Below are 12,972 nucleotides of genomic sequence, written 5' to 3'. Positions count from 1 at the left end.
CGGATCAGGGTGCCCGCGCGCCGTTGCGCGGTTGCGGCGCCAGGCGGGGTCCAGTGATATTTCGTGTCGTCTTGGCGTGTCCGGCGGCTGCCGGGCCTTCGAAGGGGCGAACGTTCGGACAGAACTCAAACAGGTCGACATCTATGGCAGACGTTTCAACCATCCGGGCGCTTGACGCCGTCAAGGCGCTGGCCTTCATTGGCGACCTCAGCATGGGCCAGCCGACGGATCATTCGCTGCGCACCAGCTGGCTGGCCGCGCGGCTCGCCGCCGAGGCCGGCCACGACGACGCGCAATGCTGCGTCGTGCAGGAGGTGTCGCTGTTGCGCTGGTCGGGCTGCACGGCGAACGCAGCCGGCTTTTCCGAGTGGCTCGGCGACGATATCGGCAGCCGCGAAGCGATGCTCGCCATGCGGCCAGGCTGGGGCGGCGAGGCCGAAGCCGAGGGGCGCCTCGAAGCGGCGATCCAGCCGCTCGCACAGATTCACTGCGAGGTATCGGGGGAAATCGCCTGCATGCTCGGTCTCGAAGATATGACGCAGACGGCGTTGCGGCACATCTTCGAAAGCTGGGACGGCGGCGGGTTGCCGCGGCGGCTTGATGGCGCGCGGGTGCCGCAAGCCGTGTTTCTTGTTGCGCTCGCGAGCGACCTGGAGATTCTCAGTCGTGTCTACGGGCTGGACGGGGCGCAAAAGCTGATCGCGCAAAAGGCGGGCCACCAGTATCCGGAGGCGCTGTCGCGCATTGCCTGTGAGCGGGCGAGTGGGTGGCTCGCCGAACTCGACCAGCAAACCGCGGCAGGCCGCGACGCGCCGCTGGACGCGCTGCCCATGCAGCAGTGCACCGCGCCCGAGATCGTCGCCGACGTGATCGACCTGAAGCTACCCTGGATGGCGGGTTATTCGCGACGCGTGGCCGAGGCTGCGGCAGGCTGCAGCGCGCGCCTCGGATTCGACGCCGAGGTGCGTCAACGGACCTATCTGGCCGGTCTGATTCACGGCATGGGACGCATGGCGGTGTCGAATGCGATCTGGAACACGCCGGGACGCCTGTCGCCCGCTGCGTGGGAAAAAGTGCGGCTCGTGCCTTACTGGACCGCGCGCGCCGGCAAGCAGATCGGGGCGCTCGCGCGGGAAACGGAGATTGCCTCGCAGGCGTACGAGCGGCTCGACGGCTCCGGTTATTTCCGCGGTGCGGCGGGCGCGGCGATCGGACCGGAAGCGCGCGTACTGGCTGCGGCGGCGTGCTGGGTGGCGTTGCGCTCGCCGCGCCCGTGGCGCGCCGCGCTGTCTGCTGACGAGGCCGCGGCGCTACTCGGCGAAGACGTAAACGCGGGACGTTTCGACGCCGATTCGGTGGAAGCGTTGCTGTCCTTCGAGAAAGACGGTCACGAGCCCGCGGCGGATCGAACCCGGCCGGCCCGTGCCTCACTGCTTTCGCCACGCGAAGCCGAAGTGCTGCGGCACATCAGCCTCGGCGCGAGCAACAAGGAGGTTGCCCGCGCCCTGCAGATGAGTCCGAGTACGGTACGCACGCATGTGGAAAGCGTGTTCCGCAAGCTCGAATGTTCAACCCGGGCGGCCGCGACCTTGAAAGCATCGACGCTCGGGTTGATCTGAACCCAACTGGCGTTACTTCGTCCCTTCGGGGAAGTCCGCGCCGATGGTCGTCGCTTCCCACGTGTCGAAATCCTTGCGCAGGAGATCGAGCTTCTTGCGGGCCAGTTCGAGCGCGGTCTTGCCGAGTAGCAGGCGCAGCGGCGGGGTGTCCGAGAGCGCGGCGTCGATGATCGCCTGTGCGGCGCGTACGGGATCGCCCGCCTGGTTGCCGCTGCGCGCCGCGGTCTGCTTGCGGCGTTCGCCGGCGGTGGGCGCGTAGTCGTCGATCTGCGTGGCGGACTGCTTGATCGACGGGCCTGCCCAGTTGGTGCGGAACGGTCCCGGCTCGACGATCAGCACGTCGATACCGAGCGGCTTCACTTCGGTCGCCAGCGATTCCGAAATGCCTTCCACCGCGTATTTGGTGCCGTGGTAGTAGCCGGTCGCGGCAAAGCTGGTGAGGCCGCCAATCGACGACACATTGACGATCAAGCCACTGTGTTGCTTGCGCATCACCGGCAGCACGGCCTTGGTCATGTCGACGAGGCCGAACACGTTGGCCTCGAACATCTCGCGCACGGCTGCGTCTTCGCCTTCCTCGATGGCCGCCAGGTAGCCGTAGCCCGCGTTGTTGACCAGCACGTCGATGCGTCCGAAACGTTCCTTGGCCTGTGCGACGGCCGCGTCGATCTGGGCACGCTCGGTGACATCGAGCGGCAGGACGAGCGCCCGGTCGGCGTGACCTTCAGCGATGTCCGCGACTTTCGACGCATCTCGCGCCGTGACCACCGCGCGCCAGCCACGTGCCAGCACCAGTTTCGCCAGCTCACGGCCGAAGCCCGTTGAGCAGCCCGTGATCAGCCAGACGGGGTTGTCTCGATTCATCATTTGGGAAAACTCCTGTTCGTGTTGCAAAAGCAAAGGGAGTGGATGTGCCGCACGGCGTTGCCGGCCGCGACGAGCACAAAGTTGATGGTTGCTAATAGCGTGCCTGACCGGTCCGGTTCACCCTGGCGCGTGCTGCGAGGGGCCGGAAGCGTCGCCTGATGACACAAGGCGCGTCGAGTTGCTGCAAGAGCGAGAAGGGGCCTGCGCTGCTCGAGAGTATGGGCGGCAAGTTAGCCAGATGATTGTCGCTGATCTGACGATTTCACGTGGAAACGGTGCCACGCGGTGGGATTGGGGCGCGGCGGAGGGAAACTCAACCCCGCGGCAGCCGCATTCAGGTGAGCGCCAGCAGAATCGTCGAAGACACGACGATGATGAAGAGGCAGGCGGCAGTCAGGATGTCATACGGGTAGGTCATTTTGGTAACCCTCTACGTAATGAATTGATGGACCCGATCATAGGACGAAGCAGGGACGGCGTTTGTCAACGATTGCAAAATCGAGGCGTTGTGTGGCGTTTGTAGGCTTTCGCATCCGCTGACTCACATTCCTTCAGATCATGTGATCCGCACCGAAATGTCGTTTGAGACCGATCGGCGATTTCGCTTCAATAGAGAGACGGACAGTTCGGTGAGGCGCAGCGATCGTGCTCGCGTTCGTGCGAATGGCCGTTTATCTGGAGCGTCCATGTCTAACTTTGTCGAACCGTCCTCGACGTCCTCCAAGCCTGTTACGTCCTTGTACCGGCGCGGCACACCCGCCCGCTTGTCGATGCCTGACGAACGCCGCGCGGTCGTCGCAGGCCTGAGTTATCTCGCACCTACTGCTGAAAGACCGGTCAACTACGCTTACGATCCACCCGCTGGGGTCCCGCGTGAGAATTGCGCCTACGTTTTGCATGAGATGCCGATTGCCGACGCGCGTGACTTGGCCGGAGGCACGTCGATCGACCGCGAGGGCTTCGAACTGTGGGACGCGCCCAGCGCGGTGAAAGACTTCTTCGACGAAGATGCGGTGCGTTCGGTTTACTACGGCGAAGCGGTCGAACTCGCCCTTGCGGTGACCGGTGGACAACGGGCGTACGTATTCGATCATCTGGTGCGGCGGCGCGAACCGCAGCGCGCGGCGCTCACCTTCGGGCGTCGTGGCGAGGACGGGGTCGCGGCCGCCAACGGCCGCATCCACAACGACTACACGGAAGCCTCGGGACGTAGCCGCCTGAACCGTATCCTGACCGATCCCGCAGTCGCCGCGAAGGTGCGGCGCTGCAGTATCGTCAACGTGTGGCGCTCGATCAAAGGTCCGGTGCTGGACACGCCGCTCGCCGTCTGCGATGCGCGCACGGTCCTGGCGGCCGACCTGGTGAGCAGCGACGTGCGCTACCCGCGCCGTACCGGAGAAATCTATGTCGCCCTGCATTCGCCGCTGCACCGCTGGTCCTATTTCTCTGCGATGGACCGCCACGAGGCGCTGGTATTCAAGCAGTTCGACGCGCAGGTGAGCGGCGTGGCGCGCTTCGCGCTGCACACGGCCTTCGATCATCCGCAGCCGCCGGCGGATGCGCCGTGCCGGGAGAGCATCGAATTGCGCTGTCTTGTCGTGTATGAATGAGAGAGCCCGTCCAATGAGCACACCTTTGTCCGAGCAAAGCTCGCCCGTGATCGATTTCTGGTTCGACTTCGGCAGCAACTACAGCTACCTCAGCGTGATGCGTATCGAGGCGCAGGCCGCGCTGCATCAGGTTAAGGTTCGCTGGCAACCGTTTTTACTGGGCCCGGTGTTTCGGGCGCTGGGCTATGAAACGTCGCCGTTCGTGCTGCAGAAAGAGAAGGGCGCCTACGTGTGGCAGGACATGGAACGGCAGTGCAGAAAATATGCGCTGCCGTGGCGCAGGCCGTCGGTCTTTCCACGTCGCGCGTTGCTGCCCTTGCGGGTGGCGATGCTGGGGGCTGACGAACCCTGGATGGGCGAGTTTTGCCGCGACGTCATGCGGCTGAACTTCGCACAAGACCGCGAGATCGACTCGCCCAAGGCCGTGAGCGAGGTACTGATGCAACGGGGTTTGCCGGCGCAAAGGATCATCGCCGACGCGCTCGCCGATGCCAACAAGCTGAAATTGCGCGAACAGACCGAGCGGGCGCGAGCGAAGGGAATCTTCGGTGCCCCGACGTTCTTTGTCGGCGCGGAGATGTTCTGGGGCAATGACCGGCTGGAAGATGCGCTGGCGTGGCGGCGGGACGGCCGCTCACAGGCAACTGAGTATCAGGCGCTGCCCGCCCGTGCCTCGGACTCGATCCACGCCGCGACCTGGCGCACAGCGTCGCGCGCATGATCGTCGCCGTGGATCAGCCAGTAGGCGTGGCTGGCCTCGGTTGCGGCCAGCGCGGGCGCGAGCTGGATCAACTGCTGCGTATCGAGCAGCGGCTGAATCAGTTCGAGCCGTCCTAGCGCGATTCCATGGCCAGCGAGCGCCGCCTGGATCACCTGATCGTACTGGTTGAAATGCAGGACGCCCTGTGTTTTTGCCTGCTGCAGGTCGTGCGCGGCGAGCCAGCCGGGCCACTGCAGCCACTGATGCCGGGCATCGTCGAATTCCAGCAGCGCATGTTGCGCGAAGGCGCGCTCCGAGCTCAGCGTCTTGATGCCGAGCGCGGGATGCGCCACCGGCGCGATCGATTCGCCGAACAGCCGTATTGCGCCGCTGGGGGCCAGCGAGGGCGAGGTGTAGCGAATCGCCAGGTCGATGCCCTCGCGGCGCAGGTCGACGAGACCGTTATTGGCGCTGACCCGAACATCCACACCCGGATGGCGCTGCTGAAAGCGGCTCAGCCGCGGCAGCAGCCACAGCCCGGTAAAGCCGATGCTGGCGCTCAACGTCACCGGACGCGGCACGCCTGTCGTACTGATTTCGCCAATGACATCCTGCATCTGTTGCACCGCACCGTCCGCGCTGCGAAAGAGCCGCTCCCCCTCGGCGGTGAAGCTGATGGAGCGGTGACCGCGCACCAGCAGCTTGACGCCAAGCTGTTCTTCAAGCGCATGGATTTGCCGGCTGACGGCGGGACTGGGTGATGCACAGATCCTGCGCGGCGAGGGTGATGCTCATGCGGCGTCCCACCGCGACAAAGCCGCGAATCAACTCCAGCGACGGCAGGCGGATGAGCGGTATTGACATTCCTCTGGCGCATGTGAGGCTTCGATTGGCCCATTGGAGCATACGCGCCGGGCCCGCGCAATTCCATATGCAGGGCGAATCGCTTATCCAAACACGCGCCTTGGCCTAGGCCCAGACTCGTGCCTGACAGTCTCGCCGCGATTGCGTCGCCAATAAGCGATCCCTGCTGACAGCACGCTGGCAGGAGCCCCTCCCTAGAATGAGCCTCAACATCCCATTCGAGCCTTTCCCATCAAGGGGTTGCGGAGATTCAGCCATGAAGAAGACTTATCAGGGCAGTTGCCATTGCGGCAAAGTGCGTTTCGAGGCGGACATCGACGTGAATGTCGGCCGTCGCCGATGTAATTGCTGGATCTGCGCAAGGCAGCGCGCCTCCGAGACGCTGGTCAAGCCGGAAGACTTTCGCTTGGTGGCCGGCGAGTCCGAACTGGGCGACTATCAGTTCGGCACGGGCAACGGGCACCACCTGTTCTGCCGGAATTGCGGAGCCGCCAGCTTCGGGCGCGGCTTTGTGGATGCTACGGGTACCGAGTACGTATCCATTGCCGCGGGTTGCTTCGACAACGCCAATCCCGCTCTGACGCCGGGACTGCGCGCGCACGCGCGGCTGGAGGCTGCGCGATGATGAGCCTGTACTTTGCCCCGCTCGCGTGTTCGCTTGCCACCCGCATTGCCTTGTACGAGGCGGGTGCACACGTGGAGTACATCCAGGTCGACACACGCTCGAAGCGCTTGCGTGACGGCTCCGATTTCTATCCAATCAGCCCGCTTGGACAGGTCCCTGTGCTGCGGACGGAGGAGGGTTGGCTGCTGAGCGAGAACACGGCGATTTCTGCCGTACGTGGCCGATCGCTTCCCGGCCACGCAGCTGGCGCCGCCCGCCGGTACGTTGCAGCGCGCCAGATTGCAGCAATGGCTTGGTTTTATCGGCACGGAACTGCATAAGGCGGTGTTTATTCCGCTGCTCGATCCTCACGCACCGGAGTAGGTCAAGCGTTATGCACATGAGAAGGTAGGGCTGCGGATGGGCATGCTGCAGAAGCAACTTGCCGCGAACGACTATTTGCTGGACGGCTTTAGCGTCGCCGATGCGTATCTGTTCGCCGTGCTTAGTTGGGCGCCGTACACCGGTGTGGATCTGGCGCTATGGCCGGCAGTTGGCGCTTACTACAAACGGCTATTGAAACGCGCTAGCGTCGCTGAGGCGCTAGCGGAGGAGGTAGCGATCTACGAGCAGGAGGTCGCACAGCAGGCGGCGCGTTACGCTGCTGCTTTAATCGTCAACTCTCGCCGTGCTGGCAGAAGCGGCGCCCCGGAATATGCGAAACCACCGCCTGAGCGATCTCAAGCGGTGTGCTTTCGGCGGGCACGACGCGGCGGCATGAATCGGGCGTGTGCTTCATGGTCCATTCGACCAGCCGGTAAGAGCGTCCCCATGGCGGCTGCAAGGGGTCCGAGACCGTGCAGGATTGAATCTGGCGCACCCAATCGTGGCCGGGCATGGCCCGCAGATGTTCGAATACCGTATCTTCAACCATGGTGTGTTATTTCCCTCGCAGGAATGCGCTGCATCTCGCGACGCGCTGGCAGCATCCCCAGGATAAAAAAACGCCGCCGATACTCAGGCGGCTCAACAGGGGATGTTGAGCGTCATAGTTGCAGGGGAAAATTAAGCCAGACTTAAGACACCTGATAAAGGCGCGCTTGTGCTTTGCCCCTCGTGCCGCCTGCGCCGTGCGCGTTGTTTGGGGCGCAGGTGCGGTATGACCCTCAAGACCGCGTAAAAACAGCCGTTATTAAAGCGGTTGGGACTGCCGATCCCGCTTCGCCTTCGGGCTCTCTTTCTATAGTGTCCAATCTCGCCCAAACGCCACTTTCCGACCGCCTGCGCGCGCTTGTCGATACCGTGCAGCATAACGAGCGCACGCTGCGCCGCTTTCAGGACGTGGAGTTGCGTCTGATCGGTGCGCAGGATTTCGCTTCGTTTCTCGATACGCTATTCGTCCATTTGCCGAAGGAATTCGCGCTCGCGAGCGTGACCGTGTGGCTCGACGACCGCGCGCCCATGTTGCGCGATCTGCTTGAACCTGTCGCACTGCGGGCCCTCGACCTGCGTCACCTGAAAACCAGCCGTGAGGGCGGGCTGGCGGGGTCGCGGTTATGCGAGACGGGTCGGCCTTGGCTTGGCCGCGTCGGCGAGATGGACGAGGTATCACGTGTGACGTTCTTCGGCGATGCAGCGGCACCGGCCAGCGCGATCGTGTTGCCGCTGGCGGCGGGCGGTAAGGTCTCGGGCTATCTGTGCCTCGGCAGCCAGGATCCGGCGCGCTTCGGCGTTGGCATGGCGACCGATATTCTCGAACGCTTCGCGAGTATCGTCACGGCCAGCCTCGACAATGTCGCTCACCGCGAGCGGTTGAAGCAAGTCGGCATGACCGACTCGCTCACCGGACTCGCCAATCGCCGCTATTTCGACGAACGGCTGCGCGAGGAAATCCAGCGGGCGGCGCGTTATTCGGTGCCGGTGGCCTGCCTCTTTATCGATGTCGATTGTTTCAAGCGCATCAACGATACCTACGGCCATGTAACCGGCGACCGCGCGCTCGCGCTCGTCGCTGCCTGTGTGCGGCAGCAGGTGCGGCTCGGCGACACGCTCGCGCGCTACGGTGGCGAGGAGTTTGCCGCGCTACTGCAGGGCGACCGCTCCGACGCGTTAGTCGCCGCCGAGCGCGTGCGCCATGCGGTCGAACGGCTTGATTTGCAGGACGACACCGGCGAGCGGATTGCTTTGACGGTGTCGATCGGTGTGGCGGCACGCACGATCGTGGGTAACGCGCACGAGGCGGCGGCGATGGGTCAGGCGTTGATCGAGGCCGCGGATCGCGCGATGTATCAGGCGAAGAGTAATGGTCGTAATCGGGTGGAAGTACTTGGTGATGAGGAGCGCAATGGCCCGTAATGGCGCGGGGTGAAGCGCGCATTGTGCTCCAGGTAACTTCATCGCCATGCACCGATCGACTCATGGTGCTTCAAGATCTGCACGCGTTCGACGCCGTGCGGGTTAACGATTTCTTCACGTTGTCTCGATGGCACTCGGCGGGACGCCTTATCAAAATGTATGCGAGGCGAGCGGCGGGGCTCCCGACGGGGCTCCCGACGTCGTGCTTATGCACGCCTTGCCGCTCAGGCAACGCGGTTCCAGTTGCGTGTGCGAATCGAGCGCGAGTGTCTGTCTCGTAACAAGGAGATGAACATGAAGAGCAAGCGTCCAGGCGTTTTGTTGGCAGCAGCCGTTGTGCTTCTATCCTTCGCGGGTGCGGCCCATTCGGCCAATCTGTGTTCGGCTGCGATACTGAAGGGGGCGTATGCGTTCAGCGCCCACGGAGAGGTCCTCGGCTTGCTGGATTCGGCCGGATATCACCCGCTTACGACACCGCAAATTCTCGACGACGTGGCGATCGTGAAGTTCGACGGCTCGAGCCAATTCGCGCGCACCGACTTCGGGAATATCAATGGCGCTCCGAAGGGCGGGCAGACCACGTTTAATCCGGACCAGTCGGGTGCGTATACGGTCAACGGAGATTGCACCGGGACGATGACAATTACATACAACTCAGGCGTGGTGCTCAACCTGGAAATGGTCGTCAGCGACGACGGTACGCTTATTAAGGCAATCATTGCCACGGAAATCGTCCCGTCCATCGGTCCCACCGCGGACGGCACCTCATGTTCGGCGAATTGCTCGGAGGCCGTGCAAGTGAGCCTGGAGGGCAAGAAGGTGGTCGTCTTCGGGTTCCGCTAGCGGATCTGGATGAAACGCTTGCGGAAGACGCTGCAGTTACGCGGCAAGGAACGCGTTCACGGCAACCAGGTAACGCGTGAAGCCGGCTTCCTGAAGTACCGCGCCGACGCGTTCAAGTTCGCGCTGCGTGGCACTCTCAACGCGGCCTTGCAGGCAAAGGGCGAGCACACGGCCGCGCGCCGCGAAAAGTTCTGCCCAAGGCAGCGGCTCGACTTGCGTGTATTCCTCGAGGCTCGTCACGTAGCGCAGCGCACCGGGCGCGTCGCCGACCGAAAGCATCGCTTCGATGGCGTCGCGGTAGAACCACAGGTGATTGTGTCCGACCGCGCCGAGGCGCAGCAGCTCGGCGCCTCGCGCCAGCAAACGCGCGCGCTCACCGTCGTCCTCGACCGCACAGCACAACGCGCCCACTGCCTTCGGAGCACTGAACTGCATACCGACCTCGCCGCAGATCGCCAGCGCTTCATGCAGCAGCTTCACGGCGTCTTTGCGGCGGCCGCAATCAAACAGCACGCGCGCCTGCATCTCCATGTTTTGCGCCTCGAAGCGGCGCGCTCCCAGTTGCCGGATCAGCTGCATCTCCTGCTCGAGATGGAGCTGGGTTGCCTGCACGTCGCCCATTTCGAGGCACGCAAAGACGCCTAGCGTCTCACCCAGCATCTGCGCGCGCGGCTGCCCAACCAGCGTTGCCGCGCGTACTGCGGCAACCGCGTCCTCACGCGCTTGCTGCGCCTCGTTGAGGTACATCCGGCTGAAACCCTGCATCGGACGATTCGCGACCTCGATGCAGCCCAAGCCGTGCTCGCGACTCAGCGTAACGCAACGGCTGAAGTGTTCGAAAGCCGTCCGCATCCGCCCTTGCGCGTAGGCGGCGTCGGCAAGGCCGCCGAGCGCACGCGCCTCCGCTTCGGGTAGGCCGAGGCGCTGCGCATACACAAGCCCTCGCTCATGCTCGGCGCGGCAATCCTCGATCCTGCCGAGGGGAAAGAGGATGTTGCCGCGCAAGTGATGCAGACGCGCGAGTTCGGACACCATGGACTCGCGTTCCGCCACCTCCTGTGCCGCGTCCAGCAGAGCAAGGGCCTCGGCCAGACCCTCATTGACCCGCAAACCCTCCGCGAGCCCGAGTTGCGACCGGCATACGCCTGGTTCGTCGCGCGCAGCGGCCAATGCCGCCCGATACGTGTCAAGCGACGCCGCAATGTCACCGAGGTCCCGTTGCAGTTCGCCCTTGAGGCAGATGAGCGCGTGGCGATCTGCGTCCTTTTTCGCGATCTCGAGACCTCGCTCGATCAGGCGCAACGCCGCCTCGGTGAAATAAGCCGTGCGTTGCGCGACGGCTGCGTCGAGATACGCCTGCGGCGCGCGGTCATCGTCGGCGCGATCGAGATGCTGGGCGTACAGCACAGGGTCGGTTGCCTCGAACCAGTCGGCGGCACGCCGGTGCAACTCGCGCCGACGGGTTCGCAGCAGCGTCGAGTAGGCGCCTTCCTGAATCAGCGCGTGCGCGAACAGAAGTTCGTCGCCTTCCGGCACCACAAGCGCATTGGCGATCAGCGCATCGCAGACATAGTCGGGTTCATTGATGAGACGCCGCAACAACGGCACGTCGAAGCGCTGTCCGATCACAGCAGCTGCCTGAAATGCCTGGCGGTCGCGCAGGCTCAGTCGGTCCATGCGTGCGAGCACCAGACTCTGGATCGAGGCGGGGACAGCTTCATCGCTACCTTCTTCTGCGTTGCGCAGGAGCTGTTCGAGAAATAGGGGATTGCCGCCCGCCCGCTCAATACAAGTGAGCGCTACACGCTGGCTTGCGTCAATGAAGTCTCCCGCAAGGCTCAATGCTTCGTCTCTTCGCAACGGCCCAAGATCGATGGTGGCAAACGGCGTACCGCGACAGCGCGTTCGCCAGGCGGCGTCGATCGGATCGCCTTCCACGCGCGACGTCATCACAAGCAGGCCAGGACCGTCGGCGATGCCCGAGGCGAAGGCCGCGAGGTCGTCGAGCACCTGCGGGTCGGCCCAATGAAGATCTTCCACCACAATCATGACCGGCCCATTCCGGCATGCATTTCCAGTCAGCGTCGCGATGAGCGCTTGCTTGCCGCGTTTGCGTGCGGCGTGGGCCATTGCATCGTAGAGGGTCCGCCATTCACCGGATTGCGGCAGATCGAGGAGGTCATTGAGGTACACGAGCTGCTCGGACTTGACGACGCCCGCCGAGACGACCCGCTCGACGGCGATGCTTCGCTCGGCGCTGTCCGCGGCGGGCGCCAGGCCAAGCAGGCTGCCGACGACGGCTCGCACCGGATCCTGACCTTTGCCGACTCCGAAATCCAGCACGAGACCACGATGGATCTCAAACCCCTGCGTCTGCGCGAAGCGGCGCATCTCGTTGACAAGCCGCGTCTTGCCGATGCCTGCATCGCCACGAACATATACGACATGGCCCGCTCGCCCGGCGAGACACGCGCGAACAATCCCCTGGAACTGCTCGAGCTCTGCCTTTCGTCCGACGAAACGGCCGCGGCTGGCGGTCAATGGCTCCGCCGTGCTGTGTAGCCGCCATACGCGCACCGGTGTATCGATGCCCTTGAAGCGCATGTCGCCGGCCGGTTCGCACACGCAATAGTCGCCGAGCGCGCGACGCACGCCGTCGGAAATCATGGTCTCACCGGCTTTGGCCGCTGCCACGAGCCGCGCGGCGAGATTGACCGGATCGCCGTGTACTGTGTAGTCCTGCGCATCGGCGCGTCCGACTGCGCCCGCGACAACCTCGCCGCTGGCAATTCCGACGTGCGCCTGCAAAGGACGCGATGCCTGCGCGCCAAGCCGATCCAGCGCGTCGTGGATATCGAGCGCGGCACGCGCCGCGCGCAGCGTGTCGGTGTCATGCGCGCGCGGAGCACCGAACAGCGCCATGACGGCATCGCCGATGTGCTTGTCGATCGTGCCGCCGTAAGCGAGCACGATGCCGTCGACGAGCGCAGTGTAGCGGCCGACAACGTCGTGCAACTCTTCCGGATCCAGCGACTGGGACAGCGCCGTAAAGCCGCAAAGATCGGCAAACAGAATGGTGACCTGTCGGCGCTCATCCGCTTGCACGTCGGCCACGGACGGCGTCGCGCCGGACGCCGCATTAGCCAGTTCGGCAATGGCGGCGAGCATGCGCTTGCGGTGGCCAAGCGAATGGACCCCAAGCTCCTTCAGATCCGCATCGGTCAAGCGCGGCAACATTGCGCAATCGACGTCGTTGTCGGCAAATGCGCGCGCGTATTGCTCAAGCCCTAATAGGCTCAGCCATCGTTCAATATCCATCACGGTCGCCGAAAGCTGCTTCCCGAAGCGGCGTTTCTCGTACGGCTGCAACGCGGCTCGGTTTTCCTGGCTGCGCGAAACGTATCTGTCCGCCTGGCCAGAAATCAGACGAATCGACGCTGCACGATTCGCAGCATCGAACCCATATGGGCTGTTCTTTGTTCCTTGCTTGCCCGTGAATACCCAGTGTAG

10 protein-coding genes and 3 pseudogenes are annotated in these 12,972 nt (G+C 63.9%); 9 read left to right on the top strand and 4 right to left on the bottom strand.

The window, feature by feature from the left end:
- The first annotated feature begins 143 nt into the window (after positions 1–143).
- Complete coding sequence (locus tag P3T40_RS08265; RefSeq protein ID WP_429267194.1) at positions 144–1,619, top strand: HD domain-containing phosphohydrolase; 1,476 nt, start codon at positions 144–146, stop codon at positions 1,617–1,619.
- A gap of 12 nt (positions 1,620–1,631) precedes the next feature.
- Here the strand turns inward: P3T40_RS08265 and P3T40_RS08260 are convergent, their stop codons facing one another.
- Complete coding sequence (locus P3T40_RS08260; protein WP_429267193.1) at positions 1,632–2,486, bottom strand: oxidoreductase; 855 nt, start codon at positions 2,484–2,486, stop codon at positions 1,632–1,634.
- 686 nt (positions 2,487–3,172) lie between these two features.
- Here P3T40_RS08260 and P3T40_RS08255 point away from each other — a divergent pair.
- Both P3T40_RS08255 and P3T40_RS08250 read left to right on the top strand, forming a co-directional pair.
- On the top strand, positions 3,173–4,096 hold the full coding sequence (locus tag P3T40_RS08255; protein WP_429267192.1) for a CmcJ/NvfI family oxidoreductase: 924 nt from the start codon (positions 3,173–3,175) through the stop codon (positions 4,094–4,096).
- A gap of 13 nt (positions 4,097–4,109) precedes the next feature.
- Positions 4,110–4,817, top strand: a complete 708-nt coding sequence (locus P3T40_RS08250) for a 2-hydroxychromene-2-carboxylate isomerase (protein ID WP_429267191.1) — start codon at positions 4,110–4,112, stop codon at positions 4,815–4,817.
- Here the strand turns inward: P3T40_RS08250 and P3T40_RS08245 are convergent.
- Positions 4,748–5,660, bottom strand: a pseudogene (locus tag P3T40_RS08245) (LysR substrate-binding domain-containing protein). The gene P3T40_RS08250 and the pseudogene P3T40_RS08245 overlap by 70 nt on opposite strands.
- A 256-nt stretch (positions 5,661–5,916) precedes the next feature.
- Between P3T40_RS08245 and P3T40_RS08240 the strand changes: the two are divergent.
- From P3T40_RS08240 to P3T40_RS08225, 4 genes and pseudogenes are all read left to right on the top strand, one after another.
- Positions 5,917–6,285, top strand: coding sequence for a GFA family protein (locus P3T40_RS08240; RefSeq protein WP_429267190.1), 369 nt, complete (start codon positions 5,917–5,919; stop codon positions 6,283–6,285).
- Positions 6,282–6,431, top strand: a pseudogene (locus P3T40_RS08235) (glutathione S-transferase); the annotation flags it as partial. The gene P3T40_RS08240 and the pseudogene P3T40_RS08235, both read left to right, overlap by 4 nt.
- A gap of 70 nt (positions 6,432–6,501) precedes the next feature.
- Positions 6,502–6,648, top strand: coding sequence for a hypothetical protein (locus P3T40_RS08230; protein ID WP_429267333.1), 147 nt, complete (start codon positions 6,502–6,504; stop codon positions 6,646–6,648).
- A 36-nt stretch (positions 6,649–6,684) separates the two neighbouring features.
- Positions 6,685–6,789: pseudogene (locus P3T40_RS08225) on the top strand (glutathione S-transferase); the annotation flags it as partial.
- A 151-nt stretch (positions 6,790–6,940) separates the two neighbouring features.
- Here P3T40_RS08225 and P3T40_RS08220 read toward each other — a convergent pair.
- On the bottom strand, positions 6,941–7,198 hold the full coding sequence (locus P3T40_RS08220; RefSeq protein ID WP_429267189.1) for a DUF2866 domain-containing protein: 258 nt from the start codon (positions 7,196–7,198) through the stop codon (positions 6,941–6,943).
- 311 nt (positions 7,199–7,509) lie between these two features.
- On the opposite strand from P3T40_RS08220, the gene P3T40_RS08215 reads away from it, so the two are divergent.
- Together P3T40_RS08215 and P3T40_RS08210 are read left to right on the top strand one after the other, a co-directional pair.
- Positions 7,510–8,619 (top strand): diguanylate cyclase, encoded by a 1,110-nt coding sequence (locus P3T40_RS08215; RefSeq protein WP_429267188.1) that lies wholly within the window; start codon positions 7,510–7,512, stop codon positions 8,617–8,619.
- A 294-nt stretch (positions 8,620–8,913) separates the two neighbouring features.
- Positions 8,914–9,462, top strand: coding sequence for a hypothetical protein (locus P3T40_RS08210; protein WP_429267187.1), 549 nt, complete (start codon positions 8,914–8,916; stop codon positions 9,460–9,462).
- 36 nt (positions 9,463–9,498) lie between these two features.
- Here P3T40_RS08210 and P3T40_RS08205 read toward each other — a convergent pair whose 3' ends face one another.
- A complete protein-coding gene (locus tag P3T40_RS08205) occupies positions 9,499–12,780 on the bottom strand; it encodes an adenylate/guanylate cyclase domain-containing protein (protein ID WP_429267186.1) in 3,282 nt (1,093 codons plus the stop codon).
- Between the last annotated feature and the right edge of the window lie 192 nt (positions 12,781–12,972).

Source organism: Paraburkholderia sp. EB58 (genome assembly GCF_050436665.1).
Classification (GTDB): Bacteria; Pseudomonadota; Gammaproteobacteria; order Burkholderiales; family Burkholderiaceae; genus Paraburkholderia.
This window is presented reverse-complemented; position numbering and strand designations above follow the sequence as displayed.